The sequence below is a fragment of the Pseudomonas sp. 58 R 12 genome (assembly GCF_900005865.1).
GTDB classification, from domain to species: Bacteria; Pseudomonadota; Gammaproteobacteria; order Pseudomonadales; family Pseudomonadaceae; genus Aquipseudomonas; species Aquipseudomonas tritici.
Map to the genome: position 1 here is coordinate 107441 of NZ_CVTP01000006.1, position 16786 is coordinate 124226.

Annotated in this window: 15 protein-coding genes; 8 read left to right on the forward strand and 7 right to left on the reverse strand. The window is 60.7% G+C overall.

Going from position 1 to position 16786, the window contains the following annotated elements; all coding sequences use genetic code 11:
• The first annotated feature begins 22 nt into the window (after positions 1–22).
• Both BFP95_RS02735 and BFP95_RS02740 read left to right on the forward strand, forming a co-directional pair.
• Positions 23–1015: a serine O-acetyltransferase gene (locus BFP95_RS02735; RefSeq protein WP_065873897.1), complete on the forward strand. Its 993-nt coding sequence runs from the start codon at positions 23–25 to the stop codon at positions 1013–1015.
• 2 nt (positions 1016–1017) lie between these two features.
• On the forward strand, positions 1018–1746 hold the full coding sequence (locus BFP95_RS02740) for an alanyl-tRNA editing protein (RefSeq protein ID WP_065873898.1): 729 nt from the start codon (positions 1018–1020) through the stop codon (positions 1744–1746).
• 56 nt (positions 1747–1802) lie between these two features.
• On the opposite strand, the gene prpD is transcribed toward BFP95_RS02740, so the two are convergent.
• From prpD to BFP95_RS02770, 6 genes are all read right to left on the reverse strand, one after another.
• A complete protein-coding gene (prpD, locus tag BFP95_RS02745) occupies positions 1803–3287 on the reverse strand; it encodes a 2-methylcitrate dehydratase (RefSeq protein ID WP_065909227.1) in 1485 nt (494 codons plus the stop codon).
• Positions 3288–3410: 123 nt separating this feature from the next.
• Positions 3411–4601, reverse strand: a complete 1191-nt coding sequence (gene prpF / locus BFP95_RS02750) for a 2-methylaconitate cis-trans isomerase PrpF (protein ID WP_065873900.1) — start codon at positions 4599–4601, stop codon at positions 3411–3413.
• Between the two features lie 9 nt (positions 4602–4610).
• Entirely contained in the window at positions 4611–7205 is a 2595-nt protein-coding gene (gene acnD / locus BFP95_RS02755) for a Fe/S-dependent 2-methylisocitrate dehydratase AcnD (protein ID WP_065873901.1), read from the reverse strand.
• 207 nt (positions 7206–7412) lie between these two features.
• A complete protein-coding gene (gene prpC, locus BFP95_RS02760) occupies positions 7413–8540 on the reverse strand; it encodes a bifunctional 2-methylcitrate synthase/citrate synthase (RefSeq protein WP_065873902.1) in 1128 nt (375 codons plus the stop codon).
• Positions 8541–8580: 40 nt separating this feature from the next.
• Entirely contained in the window at positions 8581–9474 is an 894-nt protein-coding gene (gene prpB / locus BFP95_RS02765; protein WP_065873903.1) for a methylisocitrate lyase, read from the reverse strand.
• A complete protein-coding gene (locus BFP95_RS02770; RefSeq protein ID WP_065873904.1) occupies positions 9471–10181 on the reverse strand; it encodes a GntR family transcriptional regulator in 711 nt (236 codons plus the stop codon). Before BFP95_RS02770 ends, prpB begins: the two co-directional genes overlap by 4 nt.
• Before the next feature lie 272 nt (positions 10182–10453).
• Between BFP95_RS02770 and BFP95_RS02775 the strand changes: the two genes are divergently transcribed.
• The 6 genes from BFP95_RS02775 (at position 10454) to BFP95_RS02800 (ending at position 15831) form a co-directional block, all read left to right on the forward strand.
• Complete coding sequence (locus BFP95_RS02775) at positions 10454–10987, forward strand: retropepsin-like aspartic peptidase RloA (RefSeq protein ID WP_065873905.1); 534 nt, start codon at positions 10454–10456, stop codon at positions 10985–10987.
• 5 nt (positions 10988–10992) lie between these two features.
• Positions 10993–12525, forward strand: coding sequence for an osmotic stress tolerance membrane protein RloB (locus BFP95_RS02780; RefSeq protein WP_049711983.1), 1533 nt, complete (start codon positions 10993–10995; stop codon positions 12523–12525).
• Positions 12525–13511, forward strand: coding sequence for an alpha-L-glutamate ligase-like protein (locus tag BFP95_RS02785; RefSeq protein ID WP_065873906.1), 987 nt, complete (start codon positions 12525–12527; stop codon positions 13509–13511). The genes BFP95_RS02780 and BFP95_RS02785 overlap by 1 nt, the downstream gene beginning before the upstream one ends.
• A gap of 89 nt (positions 13512–13600) precedes the next feature.
• A complete protein-coding gene (gene pabB, locus BFP95_RS02790; protein WP_065881283.1) occupies positions 13601–14944 on the forward strand; it encodes an aminodeoxychorismate synthase component I in 1344 nt (447 codons plus the stop codon).
• Positions 14945–15172: 228 nt separating this feature from the next.
• The gene (locus BFP95_RS02795; RefSeq protein ID WP_065881284.1) at positions 15173–15475 is read left to right on the forward strand and encodes a type II toxin-antitoxin system HigB family toxin; all 303 of its coding nucleotides are present in this window, start codon (positions 15173–15175) and stop codon (positions 15473–15475) included.
• Positions 15475–15831, forward strand: a complete 357-nt coding sequence (locus tag BFP95_RS02800) for a helix-turn-helix domain-containing protein (protein ID WP_065881286.1) — start codon at positions 15475–15477, stop codon at positions 15829–15831. Before BFP95_RS02795 ends, BFP95_RS02800 begins: the two co-directional genes overlap by 1 nt.
• 201 nt (positions 15832–16032) lie before the next feature.
• Here BFP95_RS02800 and thrH read toward each other — a convergent pair whose 3' ends face one another.
• Positions 16033–16650 (reverse strand): bifunctional phosphoserine phosphatase/homoserine phosphotransferase ThrH, encoded by a 618-nt coding sequence (thrH, locus tag BFP95_RS02805; protein WP_049711978.1) that lies wholly within the window; start codon positions 16648–16650, stop codon positions 16033–16035.
• Between the last annotated feature and the right edge of the window lie 136 nt (positions 16651–16786).

Genomic DNA, 16786 nt, shown 5'->3' on the forward strand with positions numbered 1-16786 from the left:
TTCAGAATGCGGGGGTGCCTCCATGGGCGGCTTTATCGACATGCAACAGTTGCACGATGAGTTGATCACTCACCTCATCAAGACCCTCACACCCTTGCAAATGAAACAGTTGGAACCGCATCTGGCACCGTTGATCCAGAATGCTGCCCAGGCAGTGGCCGAGGACCTGATCGCCTACGCCTACCGCGATCCTGCATCGCGTGGGCGCGGCGAGCTGATCCTGGAGTCCTACGCCTCGTTCAAGGCGGTGCTGTATTACCGCCTGGCGCACCTGGTGTGGAATTTTCCCGACCAGACCAACGGGATGTTTTCCCGCATCGCGCTCAAGCTCAGCAACCAGGGCAAAGTGCTCTCCGGCGCCGAGATCCACCCGGCAGCGCGGATCGGCCGACGCTTCGTGCTGGACCACGGCTACGGCACGGTGATCGGCGAAACCTGCGAGATCGGCAACGACTGCTACATCCTCTGCGGCGTCACCCTGGGCGCCCGTGGCATCGCCAACAACCCCGACGGCAAGCGTCACCCGCGCCTGGGCAATAACGTCGAAGTCGGCTCCGGCGCCCGCGTGCTGGGTTATGTGCTGATCGGCGACAACGTATTTATCAGCCCGTCCTGCGTGATCACACAGGACGTTCCCGCCGGCACCAAAGTGAAGGTAGTGAACCAGATCCAACTGCAAAAGAACGATGAGTCGGACCACAGCAACTACCTCGGCGCCTTCGCCCTGGATGAGCGGTTACATGTGGTTGGCGAGATCAATGTCAGCCACAAGGTGACGGTGCTGGACGCCGACTTTCACCCCTTGCAGGGCCTGATGCTGGAGCCCACGGTAAAAGAGCGTCACCACCTGCAGTTCCGGTTGCACCGGGTGGAGTCGGGCAACCAATTGCCACGCTTGCCACTGAACCTGAAGGTCTGCGGCCCCGAATTTGAAATCACCCTGCTCTCACCTCCTGGCTTGAGTGCAATGGTGCGTTCCCTGCTGCAAGCCAGCCCACTGATCGTGCGAGGTTGAACATGTCTGTGCACACCATGGAAACCCTGGCGCTGTTCGACAGCGCGCCCTACCAGAATGCTTTCAGCGCCCGGGTGATTGCCGTCAGCGAACACGGCATTGCCCTGGAGCACACGCTGTTCTATCCCACGGGTGGCGGGCAGCCAGGCGACACCGGCCACCTCACACTGGCGGACGGTACGCGGGTCGAAGTGACGGGCACGGTGCGCGACCCGGTGCTGCGCTCGATCATCTGGCATCAGGTGGAACACTGCCCCGAGCAACTGGTTGCCGGGGTGCAGGTGGACGCCGGACTCGATTGGGATCGCCGTTACCAGCACATGAAAATGCACACCTGCCTGCACCTGTTGTGCTCGATCATCGACGCACCGGTAACGGGATGCAGCATCAGCGCGGATAAGGGCCGCCTGGATTTCGACCTGCCGGAAATGACCCTCGATAAAGACACCATCACCCGCGACCTGAATGCGCTGATTGAACAGGCTCACGCGGTCAAAACCCTGTCGATGCCGGCTTCCGAATACTCGACTCTGCTACAGATCACCCGCACACAAGCCGTGGCCCCGCCGGTGATTCAGGGCTCGGTCCGAGTGATTGAAATTGCCGGTATTGATATCCAGCCGTGTGGGGGCACCCATGTGATCAACACCGAAGAAATCGGCCGGGTGTTTTGCGAGAAGATCGAGAAGAAGAGCAAGCACAACCGCCGGGTGATCCTGCGGTTTGAGTGAACACGATTCAATGTGGGAGCGTCGAACCGCAGTTCCCACATTGACCCTGTTACGGCTTAGATCACGAACAGGTCCACAAACCGATTGACGGGAGTGGCCTCAAGTCGCGCCTGGTCCTTGCATAACGCAAAAATCTCAGCGCTGCGCTGGCCGGTAAACCGCGTCGCCAGGTTGGCCTTGAACTTGTCTTCCAGCAACGGAATGCCATCCACCCGGCGCCGACGATGACCAATCGGGTATTCAACCGCCACCTGCTCAGTGCTGCTGCCATCCGTGAAGAACACCTGAACGGCGTTGGCGATGGAACGCTTGTCGGCTTCCAGGTATTCACGGCTGTAGCGTGGGTCTTCGACGATGACCATTTTTTCCCGCAACTGATCGATGATGGGATGCGCGGCGTGGAATTCATCTTCGTACTGCTCGGCCACCAGATTGCCGAAGGCCAGCGGTACCGCAGTCATGTATTGCAGGCAATGGTCACGGTCCGCTGCATTCGCCAGTGGGCCGACCTTGGAGATAATGCGAATCGCCGACTCGTGGGTGGTAATGACGATACGCTCGATTTCATGCAGGCGATCTTTCACCCATGGATGCAAGGTCACCGCCGCTTCACAGGCCGTTTGCGCGTGGAACTCTGCAGGGAAGCTAATCTTGAACAGCACGTTCTCCATCACATAAGTGCCGTAGGGCTGGGACAGGCTGAACGCGCGTTTGTCCTCCGGCTTGAGCATCTGGTCCTTGTTGGTGTGGCTGAACAGCACGTCGTAGAACCCCCACTGCGGCGCGCTCAATACGCCGGGAATACCCATCTCGCCACGCAACGCGATATCTGCCAGCCGCACGCCCCGACTCGACGCATCCCCTGCCGCCCAGGATTTGCGCGACCCGGCGTTCGGCGCATGCCGATAAGTGCGCAACGCCTGCCCATCGACAAACGCATGGGACAACGCCGCCAGCAACTGCTCCCGGTTGGCGCCCATCAGCTTGGCGGTGACGGCCGTGGAGGCGACTTTCACCAACAGCACATGGTCTAGGCCGACGCGGTTGAACGAGTTTTCCAGGGCAATCACGCCCTGGATTTCGTGGGCCATGATCATCGCTTCCAGCACTGTGCGAACGGTCAGCGGTGCGTCGCCATGGGCCACGCGCTTTTGCGACAGGTGATCGGCGACGGCGAGGATGCCGCCGAGGTTATCCGAAGGGTGACCCCATTCGGCGGCGAGCCAGGTGTCGTTGTAGTCGAGCCAACGCACGATGCAACCGATGTCCCACGCCGCCTTGACCGGGTCCAGCCGGAACGACGTCCCCGGCACCCGCGCGCCAAACGGCACCACCGTGCCCTCGACGATCGGCCCCAGGTGCTTGGTGCACTCGGGGAAACGCAGGGCCAGCAGGCCGCAACCGAGGGTATCCATCAAGCAATGACGGGCGGTGTCCAATGCGTCATGCGAGTCGATCCGGCAGTTGAGGACGTAGTCGGCGATGTCCTGCAGGACCTGGTCGTAGTCGGGGCGGTTGTTCTGGTCGACGTTGGCGCTCATGGCAGTACTCCAAAAAATGGGTGGGGGGTAGTCCTCGGGTCACGGTTGATCGGGTTACGGCAGGTCTGGCGCCTGCCTATATGCGAAATGCACCACTAAACCATGTGGGAGCGGTGCAGGCAGTTAGAAAGAATCGCCGGGCACGCGGACGAAACCTTCCATCAAGACGCGTGCGCTGCGGCTCATGATGGCTTTCTTAACAATCCATTCGCCATTCACTTGAGTGGCTTCGGCCCCAACACGCAAGGTGCCGGACGGATGCCCAAACCGCACGGCGTTACGCTCGATACCACCGGCTGCGAGGTTGACCAAGGTCCCGGAAATGGCCGCTGCAGTGCCAATCGCCACTGCCGCCGTGCCCATCATCGCGTGGTGCAGCTTGCCCATGGACAGCGCGCGCACCAGCAAGTCCACATCGTCGGCCTTGATCGCCTTTCCGCTGGAAGCCACGTAATCCGAAGGCTTGGCCACAAACGCCACCTTCGGCGTGTGCTGGCGCTGCGCGGCTTCGTCCAGGTGTTTGATCAGGCCCATGCGCAACGCGCCGTAGCCCCGCACGGTTTCGAACATGGCCAACGCTTTCGGATCGCTGTTGATTGCGCCTTGCAGCTCGGTACCGGTGTAGCCGAGGTCTTCAGCGTTGATGAAAATCGTCGGGATGCCGGCATTGATCAGCGTCGCCTTGAAGGTGCCGACACCGGGGACTTCCAGGTCATCTACCAGGTTGCCAGTGGGGAACATCGAGCCACCACCGCCCTCTTCTTCCGCCGCGGGGTCCATGAACTCCAACTGCACTTCGGCTGCCGGGAAGGTCACGCCGTCCAGTTCGAAATCGCCGGTTTCCTGCACCGCGCCGTCCGTGATCGGTACATGGGCGATGATGGTCTTGCCGATATTCGCCTGCCACACGCGCACCACGGCCACGCCGTTACGGGGCACGCGGGCGGGGTCAACCAAGCCGGCGCTGATGGCGAAGGCGCCGACCGCCGCCGACAGGTTGCCGCAGTTGCCGCTCCAATCGACGAAGGGTTTGTCGATGGAGACCTGGCCGAACAGGTAGTCCACGTCATGCTCGGCGCGGGTGCTTTTGGCCAGGATTACGGTTTTGCTGGTGCTCGACGTGGCACCGCCCATACCGTCGATCTGCTTGTCATACGGGTCGGGGCTGCCGATCACCCGCAGCAACAGGGCATCCCGTGCGGCGCCCGGTACTTGCGCCGCTTCGGGCAGGTCCTGGAGGCTGAAAAATACACCCTTGCTGGTGCCGCCACGCATGTAGGTGGCGGGGATCTTGATTTGCGCTACGTGTGCCATGGTTCCCCCTCAGGCAGTCGCCGCCGATTCCAGGAAGTCCTGGGCAAAACGCTGCAACACGCCGCCCGCCTCGTAGATCGACACTTCTTCGGCGGTGTCCAGGCGGCAGGTCACCGGCACTTCGACACGTTCGCCATTCTTGCGGTTGATCACCAATGTCAGCGTGGCACGCGGGGTGCGCGCACCAACAACGTCATAGGTCTCGCTGCCATCGATCTTCAGCGTATGGCGATCCGTGCCCGGCAGGAACTCCAGCGGCAACACGCCCATGCCCACCAGGTTAGTGCGGTGGATACGCTCGAAGCCTTCGGCGGCAATCGCTTCCACACCGGCCAGTCGCACGCCTTTGGCCGCCCAGTCGCGGGACGAGCCCTGGCCGTAGTCGGCGCCGGCGATGATGATCAGCGGCTGCTTGCGTTCCATGTAGGTTTCGATGGCTTCCCACATCCGCGTGACCTGGCCTTCCGGCTCGATCCGCGCCAGGGAACCCTGCTTGACCTTGCCGTTTTCAACGACCATTTCGTTGAACAGTTTCGGGTTGGCAAAGGTCGCGCGTTGCGCTGTCAGGTGGTCGCCGCGATGCGTGGCGTAGGAGTTGAAGTCGACTTCCGGCAAGCCCATTTTCGCGAGGTATTCGCCGGCGGCGCTGTCGAGCATGATCGCGTTGGACGGCGACAGGTGGTCAGTGGTGATGTTGTCCGGCAGCACCGCCAGCGGGCGCATGCCCTTGAGCGGGCGGGCGCCGGCCAGTGCGCCTTCCCAATACGGCGGGCGGCGGATGTAGGTGCTTTGTGGGCGCCAATCGTACAACGGCGCGACTTTCGGGCCGGTGTCTTCGTGGATCGCGAACATCGGAATGTAGACCTTGCGGAACTGCTCCGGCTTGACCGAGGCCTTGACCACCGCGTCGATCTCTTCGTCGCTCGGCCAGATGTCCTGCAGGCGGATTTCCTTGCCGTTGGCGTCGAGACCGAGCACGTCTTTTTCGATGTCGAAACGAATAGTGCCGGCAATCGCGTAAGCCACTACCAGCGGCGGCGAGGCCAGGAAAGCTTGCTTGGCGTACGGGTGAATACGCCCGTCGAAGTTGCGGTTGCCCGAGAGCACGGCGGTCGCGTACAGGTCGCGGTCGATGATTTCCTGCTGGATCACCGGGTCGAGTGCGCCGGACATACCGTTGCAGGTGGTGCAGGCGAAGGCCACGACACCAAAACCAAGCTGCTCCAATTCAGTGGTCAAGCCGGCTTCGTCGAGGTACATGGCCACGGTTTTCGAACCAGGAGCCAGGGACGATTTGACCCACGGTTTGCGCACCAGCCCCAGTTTGTTGGCGTTGCGCGCCAAGAGGCCTGCGGCGATGACGTTGCGCGGGTTGCTGGTGTTGGTGCAACTGGTGATAGCGGCGATGATTACCGCGCCGTCGGGCATTTGCCCCGGCACTTCGTCCCACTGGCCAGAGATGCCTTTGGCCGCCAGGTCACGGGTAGCGACGCGCGCGTGCGGGTTGCTCGGGCCGGCCATGTTGCGCACGACGCTGGACAGGTCGAAGGTGAGACCACGCTCGTATTGCGCGCCTTTGAGGTCATCGGCCCACAGGCCAGTGTGGCGGGCGTATTGCTCAACCAAGGTGACTTGTTCGTCTTCGCGACCGGTGAGCTTGAGGTACGCGATGGTCTGCTGATCGATATAGAACATCGCCGCCGTAGCGCCGTATTCCGGGGCCATGTTGGAGATGGTCGCACGGTCGCCCAAGGTGAGATTTGAGGCACCCTCGCCGAAGAACTCCAGCCAGGCGCCGACCACTTTTTGCTTGCGCAGGAACTCGGTCAGCGCCAGCACCATGTCGGTGGCGGTGATGCCAGGTTGCAGCTTGCCGGTGAGCTCCACGCCAACACTTTCCGGCAGGCGCATCCACGAGGCGCGGCCAAGCATCACGCTTTCAGCTTCGAGACCACCGACGCCGATGGCGATTACGCCCAACGCGTCTACGTGTGGCGTGTGGCTGTCGGTGCCGACGCACGTGTCGGGGAACGCAACGCCGTCACGCACCTGAATCACCGGGGACATTTTCTCCAGGTTGATCTGGTGCATGATGCCGTTGCCCGGCGGGATCACATCGACGTTCTTGAACGCCTTCTTGGTCCACTCGATAAAGTGGAAACGGTCTTCGTTGCGACGGTCTTCGATGGCGCGGTTTTTCTCGAACGCGTCCGGGTCAGAACCACCGGCTTCGACGGCCAGGGAATGGTCGACGATCAATTGGGTCGGCACCACCGGATTGACCTGCGCCGGGTCACCGCCTTGCAGGGCGATAGCATCGCGCAGGCCAGCGAGGTCGACCAAGGCGGTCTGGCCGAGAATGTCGTGGCACACCACACGCGCCGGGAACCACGGGAAGTCGAGGTCGCGCTTGCGTTCGATCAGTTGGCTCAGGGACGCGTTGAGGGTGGCCGGGTCGCAACGACGCACGAGGTTTTCTGCGAGGACGCGGGAGGTGTAGGGCAAGGTGGCGTAGGCGCCGGGGGTGATTGCCTCGACAGCCGCACGGGCGTCGAAGAAATCCAGGCGGCTGCCGGGGAGTGGTTTGCGAAATTCAGTGTTCATCGTCAGGACTCGGTCACGGTAGTTAGGCGGCACGAACCTGCTGCAGGGGTCTGGATGAACTCGGTCCCTGTGAGAGCCGGGCTTGCCCGCGATGACTGACTGTCATTCAACACATGTGTCGACAGTAATACCGCTATCGCGGGCAAGCCCGGCTCCCACATTGACCCGGTTCCAACCATGAAAACCGGTGCCTCAGGTTCATCCCATTCAGCGACGTTCGATTGGCACGAACTTGCGCTGCTCAACGCCGGTGTATTCGGCGCTTGGACGGATGATGCGGTTGTTGGCGCGCTGCTCGAAGACATGCGCGGCCCAGCCAGTCAGGCGCGAGCACACGAAGATCGGGGTGAACAGCTTGGTCGGGATGCCCATGAAGTGATACGCCGAGGCATGGTAGAAATCGGCGTTGGGAAACAGCTTCTTCTGTTCCCACATGGTTTTGTCGATGGCTTCGGAGACCGGGAACAACACCTTGTCCCCTACCTCGTCAGCGAGTTTTTTCGACCAGCCCTTGATCACTTCATTGCGCGGGTCGTTGTCTTTGTAGATCGCGTGGCCGAAGCCCATGATCTTGTCCTTGCGCGCCAGCATGCCGAGGGTGCCTTCGACGGCTTCTTCAGCCGACGAGAACCGCTCGATCATCTCCATCGCCGCTTCGTTGGCGCCGCCATGCAGAGGACCGCGCAGGGAACCGATGGCGGCGGTGACGCAGGAATAGAGGTCGGACAGGGTCGACGCACACACCCGTGCGGTGAAGGTCGAAGCGTTGAATTCGTGCTCGGCGTAGAGAATCAGCGACACGTTCATGACCTTCTCGTGCAACTCGCTCGGCTTTTCGCCGTGCAACAGGTGCAGGAAGTGGCCGCCGATGGTCGGCTCGTCGGTCACGCAGTCGATACGCTTGCCGTCGTGGCTGAAGCGATACCAGTAGCACATGATCGCCGGGAAGGCCGCCAGCAGACGATCGGTAACGTCGCGCTGCACGCTGAAGTCTTTCTCTGGCTCGATATTGCCGAGGAACGAGCAACCGGTGCGCATCACGTCCATCGGGTGGGCGTCGGCGGGGATGCGTTCCAGTACTTCCTTCAATGCGTGCGGCAGGTCGCGCAGCTTGCTCAGCTTGGCACTGTAGGCGGCCAGTTCGGTCTTTGTCGGCAGCTCGCCATACAGCAGCAGGTAGGCGACTTCTTCAAACTGCGCATCGGCGGCCAGTTCACGCACGTCGTAGCCGCGATAGGTCAGGCCGGCGCCGGCTTGGCCGACGGTGGACAGTGCGGTCTGCCCGGCCACCTGGCCACGCAGGCCGGCGCCACTGAGTACTTTTGCTTCAGCCATGTTCTTTCTCCAATCTTGAATTTATTAGGGAGGCCGTTCGTTACTTCTTGGCTGCGAACAGCGCGTCGAGCTTCTGCTCGAAGGTGTGGTAGTCGATGCGATCGTAAAGCTCCATGCGGGTTTGCATGGTGTCGATCACGTTCTGCTGGGTGCCGTCGCGACGGATCGCGGTGTAGACGTTTTCGGCGGCCTTGTTCATGGCGCGGAAGGCCGAGAGCGGGTACAGCACGATGGAAACATCGGCAGATTTCAACTGTTCGGTGGTGTACAGCGGCGTGGCGCCGAATTCGGTGATGTTGGCCAGGATCGGGACCTTTACCTTTGACGCGAAGAGCTTGTACATCTCCAATTCGGTAATGGCCTCCGGAAACACCATGTCGGCGCCGGCTTCGATGCAGGCGGCGGCGCGTTCCAGGGCGGATTCCAATCCCTCGACGGCCAGGGCATCGGTGCGCGCCATGATCACGAAGCTGTCATCGGTGCGCGCATCCACGGCGGCCTTGATGCGGTCGACCATTTCCTGCTGGGACACGATTTCTTTGTTCGGGCGATGGCCGCAGCGCTTGGCGCCGACCTGGTCTTCGATATGGATGGCAGCCGCGCCAAACTTGATCATCGACTTGACGGTACGCGCCACGTTGAACGCTGAGGAGCCGAAACCGGTGTCCACGTCCACTAGCAGCGGCAGGTCGCACACATCGGTGATGCGGCGTACGTCGGTGAGTACGTCATCCAGGCCGGTGATGCCCAGGTCCGGCACGCCGAGGGAGCCGGCAGCCACCCCGCCACCCGACAGGTAGATCGCCTTGAAACCGGCACGCTTGGCCAGCAGCGCGTGATTGGCGTTGATAGCACCGACCACCTGCAAGGGGTGCTCACTGGCGACGGCGTCACGGAAACGCTGGCCGGGGGTGCTTTTATTGTTAGAACTCATGACTCACCTCTATCAGTAGCACCGCCTGGGAAGTGACGGGCAATGTTGCGTTTGGAAGCGCCGATATGCCGGCGCATCAACAGTTCGGCCAGTTCACCGTCGCGATCGGCAATCGCGTCAAGAATGCGGTGGTGCTCCGCAAAGGCCTGGCGTGGACGATTGGGGGTGGCGGAAAACTGGATGCGGTACATGCGCACCAGTTGGTACAGCTCGCCGCAGAGCATTTGGGTCAGGGTGCGGTTGCCGGCGCCTTGAATGATCCGGTAATGAAAATCGAAGTCGCCTTCCTGCTGGTAATAGCCGAGGCCGGCCTGGAAGGCTTCATCGCGTTCGTGGGTGTGCAGCACCTGGCGCAGCTCTTCGATTTCCGCATCGGTCATGCGCTCGGCGGCCAGGCGACAGGCCATGCCTTCGAGGGATTCGCGGATTTCATAGAGTTCGATCAGCTCGGCATGGCTCAACGACACCACCCGCGCGCCGACGTGGGGCACACGCACCAGCAGGCGCTGGCCTTCCAGGCGGTGGATCGCCTCGCGCAGCGGACCTCGGCTGATGCCGTAGGTGCGTGCCAGTTCCGGCTCGGAGATCTTGCTGCCGGGGGCGATCTCACCCTTGACGATGGCGGCCTGGATACGTCGGAAGACGTTCTCGGACATGGTCTGGGAATCGTCTTGCGCCACCACTGGGGATTCCAGCTGATCCAGCATATTGTCGACACCTTTAAAAGCAATGCCGCAAAAACTAGCCAATCAGACCAAGATAGTCAAAGAATAAATCAACATTGTCGACAATCGTCTAATAACCGCTGCTGAACTCGTGCAGGGCATGGCCGCCTGCCAGCGCTGGCGCCAAAAAAGCATCATGTTAGAATGCTCGCCGTATTTGCCTGACATCACTAGATGAAACGGCGCACGAGGGAGCTTGCGCAGTAATGCCAGTCGCCTTGAATCAAACATCGCACTGCACCGCCTCAGGATTTATGAGACTCAAGCCCTTCCCCCTGTTCTGCCTATTGTTCATGCCAGGCCTTGGCACCGCTGCCGAGAAGACCGTGTATGGCCTCAACGAATACGCCCAATTGGCCGGCATTAACCTGGAAGTCGCCGCCAAACTGGACACCGGTGCCAAGACCGCGTCCCTCAGCGCCCGCGACATCAAGCGCTTCAAGCGCAACGGCGAATCCTGGGTTCGCTTCTACCTGGCCATCGACACCGCCCATTCCCACCCCATCGAACGCCCCCTGGCCCGCGTCAGCAAGATCAAGCGCCGCGCCGGTGACTACGACCCCGATGAGGACAAGAACTACACCGCCCGTCCAGTGATAGCCCTGGATATCTGCATGGGCACCGCTTTACGCAGCATCGAAGTGAACTTGACTGACCGCAGCGCATTCCAATACCCGCTGCTGATTGGCTCCGAAGCGCTGAAACGCTTTGATGCGCTGGTCGACCCCAGTCTTAAATACGCAGCGGGCAAACCCGCTTGCGCCGCCGACGCTCATACCGCCGAGTAAAACGAATGCGCTCTCTGACCCTGCACCTGAAAATCCTGATCGCCATCCTGGTGGTGCTGGGTATTTCGGTCACCGCCTATCAGATCTTCGTGCTGGGGATCCCCGTTACCGAGGACGCCACCGACGACTTGTGGAACATCGACGCCAAGGTCGAGTTCGTCGCCAACCCGAAAGATCCCGTGAAAATCCAGATGTTCGTGCCGCCCTTGAGCCGCGACTTCGTCAGCCTCAACGAGAGTTTCATCTCGAATAATTACGGCGTGAGCGTCAACCGCACCGACGGCAACCGCAAGGTCACCTGGTCGGCACGCCGCGCCAAGGGTAACCAGACCCTGTATTACCGCCTGGTCCTGACCAAGCGCTACAGCGGCGAAAAGGTCAAGGTCAAGGGCCCCACCTTCCGCGACAGCATTGCCGTCGAAGGCCCGGAGAAAATCGCCGCCGAAGCCCTGCTTGCGCCGATCCGCCAGCACTCGGCCGACGTCGAGACCTTTATTACTGAAGCCATCAAGCGCACCAACAACCTCAACGACGACAACGTGAAACTGCTGCTCGCGGGCGATCCGTCGACGCCGCACAAAGCCAAGATCGTCGAATTGCTGCTGTCCATTGCCCACGTGCCGGTGGAAAAAGTCCACACCATCCGCCTGGTCGCCGACCAGCCGCAAAGCCCGGAACTGTGGCTGCGCAGCTTCAACGGCAATGACTGGTTGTACTTCAACCCGGAGACCGGCGAACAAGGCCTGCCCGCCGACCGCCTGCTGTGGTGGACAGGCGATGAAAACCTGATCACTGTCGATGGCGGCAAGAAGGCCATGGTGACCTTCAGCCTGAACAACAGCGAAATGAACGCGATTCGCCTGGCCAAGCTGACCGACGAGAACACCGACGCCAACTTCCTCGAGTACTCGCTCTACGGCCTGCCGCTGCAAACCCAGCAGACCTTCATGATCATGGTGATGATCCCGATTGGCGTGTTGGTGATTTTGATCCTGCGCAACCTGATCGGCCTGCAGACCTTGGGCACATTCACCCCGGTGCTGATCGCCCTGGCGTTCCGCGAGACGCAGCTGGGCTTCGGGATTGTGCTGTTTACGATCATCACGGCGCTGGGCTTGTCGCTCAGGTCGTACCTGGAACACTTGAAGCTGCAGATGCTGCCGAGGTTGTCGGTGGTGTTGACCTTTGTGGTGGTGCTGATCGCGGCCATCAGCCTGTTCAGCCACAAACTGGGGCTGGAGCGCGGGCTGTCGGTGGCGCTGTTCCCGATGGTGATTTTGACCATGACCATCGAACGCCTGTCCATCACTTGGGAAGAGCGCGGCGCCAACCATGCGCTGAAAGTGGCGATTGGTACGCTGTTCGCCGCATCCCTGGCACACCTGATCATGAGCGTGCCGGAACTGATCTACTTTGTGTTCACCTTCCCGGCGATCCTGCTGATTTTGGTGGGCTTCATGCTGGCCATGGGTCGGTATCGCGGCTACCGCTTGACCGAGCTGGTGCGATTCAAGGCCTTCTTGAAGGCTGATCAGTAATGTTCGGATTCTGGAAGACCTGGAAAGCGCTGGAAGCGCGGGGGATCATGGGCATCAACCGGCGGAATGCCGACTACGTGCTCAAGTACAACAAGCGCAGCCTGTACCCGATTGTGGATGACAAGATCATCACCAAGGAACGCGCGCTGGCGGCCGGCATCCATGTGCCGGAAATGTACGGGGTGATCTCCACCGAGAAGGAAATCGACAAGCTCGACGAGATCCTCAAAGGGCGCAGCGACTTCGTGATCAAGCCGGCCCAGGGCGCCGGCGGCGACGGCATCCTGGTGGTGGCGGACCGCTTTGAAGGGCGCTATCGCACGGTGTCCGGCAAGATCATCAGCCATGAAGAAATCGAACATCAGATTTCCAGCATCCTCACCGGCCTGTATTCGTTGGGCGGCCACCGTGATCGTGCGCTGATCGAATACCGCGTGGTGCCCGACCAGATCTTCAAGAGCATCAGCTATGAAGGTGTGCCGGACATTCGCATCATCGTATTGATGGGTTACCCGGTGATGGCCATGCTGCGCTTGCCGACCCGCCAATCGGGCGGCAAGGCCAACCTGCACCAGGGCGCCATCGGTGTGGGGGTGGACTTGGCCACGGGCCTGACCCTGCGCGGCACCTGGCTGAACAACATCATCACCAAACACCCAGACACCACCAATGCGGTGGATGGCGTGCAACTGCCCAACTGGGACGGTTTCATGAAGCTCGCAGCCGGCTGCTATGAGCTGTGCGGGCTGGGTTACATCGGCGTGGACATGGTGCTGGACCAGGAGAAAGGCCCGCTGATCCTGGAACTGAATGCGCGACCGGGGCTGAATATCCAGATCGCCAACGACTGTGGTTTGACCTTGCGCACCCATGCGGTGGAGGCGCGGCTGGAAGAACTGAAGGCAGCCGGCGTGACAGAAACTCCTGAGGAGCGGGTTAAGTTTGCGCAGGAGATGTTTGGGCATATTCCGCCTGTAGAAGGCTGAGCGCTCCCACATTTAGACTGCGCTCTAGGATCAAACCCTTCGTGGGGACTACAATCCCCTCCCCCACGCCAACAGCTGATCCACCCCGCATGTCGACCTGTTCCGTACACCCGCTGCCCTACCGGGCCAACCCCGCCGAGTATTTCGCGGTCATTCGCCACGCGCCTGGTGCCGTACTGCTGGACAGTGGCCGGCCAGCGGCTGAACGCGGGCGGTATGACCTTCTCAGCGCTTGGCCGCAAGCAACGTTGACGGTGTCGCCTGATGAAAGCGGTGGCGATTTCCTGCAACGGTTGCGGGAAAATCTCACGCAGCTGGGTGAGGCGGATTTGCCTGTCGAGTATGAGCTGCCATTTGCCGGAGGCCTGATCGGCTACCTGAGCTATGACTTTGGTCGGCACCTTGAGCAGATGCCGCACCTTGCAACAGACGACCTGCACCTGCCGGATGCGCGCTTTGGGCTGTATGCCTGGGCGCTGGTCAGCGATCACCACACGCAGACCAGCCAGTTGGTGTTTCATCCGGCACTGGCCGATAGCGAGCAGCAACGGTTGATTGCGCTATTCAGCACTGGCGCTATCGACGCGCCCGCGTCCTTCAAACTTCACGGCCCCATGGCCCCGGACCTCACCGCCGAGGCTTACCGTCAGGCCATCGTGCGCATCCAGGATTACATTCAGGCCGGCGACTGCTACCAGGTCAACTTCGCCCAGCGTTTCCGTGCACCGTGCATGGGCGATCCATGGGTCGCCTACTGCGCCCTGCGAGAAGCCTGCCCGACGCCGTTCTCCGGGTTCCAGAGCCTGCCGGACGACGGCGCGGTACTGAGCCTGTCGCCCGAGCGCTTCGTGCATATCAGCAAGCGTCGCGTCGAAACCCGCCCCATCAAAGGCACCCGCCCCCGTGGCCTGACGCCCGAAGAAGACGCCGCCAACGCCGCCGAACTGCTGGCCAGCCCCAAGGACCGCGCCGAAAACCTGATGATCGTCGACCTGCTGCGCAACGACCTCGGCCGTACCTGCCGCACCGGCTCGGTGAGCGTGCCGGAGCTGTTCAGCCTGGAAAGCTACCCCAACGTCCACCATCTGGTGAGCAGCGTTATCGGCGAGTTGGCCGACGACAAAGACGCTCTCGACCTGATCGCGGGCAGCTTTCCCGGCGGCTCGATCACCGGCGCACCGAAGATCCGTGCGATGCAGATCATCGACGAGCTGGAGCCTACTCGACGCGGACTGTACTGCGGTTCTTTGGTGTATCTGGATGTTAGGGGGGAGATGGACAGTTCCATCGCCATCCGTAGCTTACTGGTCAAGGAGGGTCAGGTCTGCTGCTGGGGCGGCGGCGGGATCGTGGCGGATTCGCAGTGGGAGGCGGAATATCAGGAGTCGCTGACGAAGGTGCGGGTGTTGTTACGCACTTTGGAAGGCCTGTAATAACCAAGCCCCTCCAGGTTTCGGGTGCAGCGCTGGTCGGCAGGAAAAAGCCTGAATCAGAACGTCTATGGACGGAGTTTGCGCTGGTAGATAGCGTCCAGCCCCGACCGTCCACTGGCCGTCTGTGAGGGATCACATGAAACGACTGCTTACTCGTCAGAAATTATTTCCGAGATTGCATCTCAAACCAACCGCACCTATCATCTCCCAAATTGGGAGGTTTCAGCGATGCGGATAATCGCTCTCTCCACCCTACGCATATTTTGGGAAAGCCACTGCGCCTATTCCGACGCAAAAACACCCCTGGTCGAGCTGTATCGCCATATGGAGAAAGCAACGTACCTAACGCCGCAAGCGCTCAAAGCAGAGCTTAGAACAGCAAGCATTCTTAAAAGTGGAAGGGTTGTCTTCAACGTGGGTGGCAACAAGTACCGAGTAATCATGGCGATCGATTATCAGCGACAGCTTGGGTTCATACGCTTCGTAGGAACTCACGCGCAGTACGATCAGATCAACGCGGAGACCGTGTGATGAACATCAAACCGATTCATTCCCAAGAGGATCTGACTGCAGCCCTCGCTCGTGTGGAGCAAATATGGGGAGCGGAAGTCGGCTCACCCGAAGGTGACGAGCTGGAAGTCCTCGCAATACTCATCGAAAAATATGAGGCCGAACATTATCCAATGCCCCCTTCGGACCCGGTGGAGGCGATCAAATTTCGCATGGAGCAACTGGGCATGACCGCCCGCGATCTGGAACCCTTTATCGGCACCAGTGGGCGGGTGTCAGAGGTGTTGAACCACAAGCGCAAGCTCAGCTTGTCGATGATCAAGCGCTTGCACGAGGGGTTGCGCATTCCTTATGAGAGCTTGCTGGCAGGGGTTTAGGCGGTGAACGTGCTGGCCTCATCGCGGCATAAGTATCCACACATCTTGAGGGAGCCCTCTGCTACGCAATTTCACATTGAAAATGTGTAGATACCTATGCCCATCGCGGGCAAGCCCGGCTCCCACATTTGATCGGGTTCACATCATTCAAATGTGGGAGCTGGCTTGCCTGCGAAGAGGCCATCAGCCGCGCTGAAGGACCTACAGGCTCAACTGCCGATTCGAGGCCTTGATGAACTCTTTCTTCAAGTCCTCAAACGTATGGACCGCCGGAAACTGCGGGAACTCGCGAATCACGTTCTCCGGCGCATGGAACAAGATCCCACGGTCGGCCTCGCCCAGCATGGTGGTGTCGTTGTAGGAATCGCCGGCGGCGATCACGCGGTAGTACAGGCTCTTGAAGGCCAATACCGACTGGCGCTTGGGGTCTTTCTGGCGCAGTTGATAACTCACCACGCGGTCGGTTTCGTCGGTGATGAGGCGGTGGCAGAGCAGGGTCGGGAAACCCAGTTGGCGCATCAGCGGCTGGGAGAACTCGTAGAAGGTGTCTGACAGGATCACCACCTGGAAGCGCTCGCGCAGCCAGTTGACGAACTCGATAGCGCCGTCCAGCGGCTTGAGGGTGGCGATCACTTCCTGGATGTCGGCGAGCTTGAGCCCGTGTTCGTCGAGGATGCGCAGGCGTTGCTTCATCAGCACGTCGTAGTCGGGAATGTCCCGCGTGGTGGCCCGCAGGGATTCAATACCGGTTTTTTCGGCGAAGGCGATCCAGATTTCCGGAACCAGTACCCCTTCCAGGTCAAGGCAGGCAATTTCCACAAGACACTCCCATTTAGATGTTGTTGATTGAGCGGGCAAAAGGACTGCCGAACTCTAGCGACTCACGCTCGCCGCCGCAACGCAGGGCGGATTTTGATACCATCGCTCCCCTATAGAGCGCTCAGCGCCACTGACC

Bases quoted from the DNA above. Each gene is read 5' to 3' on its own strand.
- BFP95_RS02770 (WP_065873904.1), bottom strand. From the start codon at position 10,181: ATGCTGGATCAGCTGGAATCCCCAGTGGTGGCGCAAGACGATTCCCAG.
- acnD (WP_065873901.1), bottom strand. From the start codon at position 7,205: ATGAACACTGAATTTCGCAAACCACTCCCCGGCAGCCGCCTGGATTTC.
- BFP95_RS02775 (WP_065873905.1), top strand. From the start codon at position 10,454: ATGAGACTCAAGCCCTTCCCCCTGTTCTGCCTATTGTTCATGCCAGGC.
- BFP95_RS02785 (WP_065873906.1), top strand. From the start codon at position 12,525: ATGTTCGGATTCTGGAAGACCTGGAAAGCGCTGGAAGCGCGGGGGATC.
- BFP95_RS02740 (WP_065873898.1), top strand. From the start codon at position 1,018: ATGTCTGTGCACACCATGGAAACCCTGGCGCTGTTCGACAGCGCGCCC.
- BFP95_RS02800 (WP_065881286.1), top strand. From the start codon at position 15,475: ATGAACATCAAACCGATTCATTCCCAAGAGGATCTGACTGCAGCCCTC.
- prpB (WP_065873903.1), bottom strand. From the start codon at position 9,474: ATGAGTTCTAACAATAAAAGCACCCCCGGCCAGCGTTTCCGTGACGCC.
- prpC (WP_065873902.1), bottom strand. From the start codon at position 8,540: ATGGCTGAAGCAAAAGTACTCAGTGGCGCCGGCCTGCGTGGCCAGGTG.
- BFP95_RS02735 (WP_065873897.1), top strand. From the start codon at position 23: ATGGGCGGCTTTATCGACATGCAACAGTTGCACGATGAGTTGATCACT.
- prpF (WP_065873900.1), bottom strand. From the start codon at position 4,601: ATGGCACACGTAGCGCAAATCAAGATCCCCGCCACCTACATGCGTGGC.
- prpD (WP_065909227.1), bottom strand. From the start codon at position 3,287: ATGAGCGCCAACGTCGACCAGAACAACCGCCCCGACTACGACCAGGTC.
- pabB (WP_065881283.1), top strand. From the start codon at position 13,601: ATGTCGACCTGTTCCGTACACCCGCTGCCCTACCGGGCCAACCCCGCC.
- BFP95_RS02780 (WP_049711983.1), top strand. From the start codon at position 10,993: ATGCGCTCTCTGACCCTGCACCTGAAAATCCTGATCGCCATCCTGGTG.
- BFP95_RS02795 (WP_065881284.1), top strand. From the start codon at position 15,173: ATGCGGATAATCGCTCTCTCCACCCTACGCATATTTTGGGAAAGCCAC.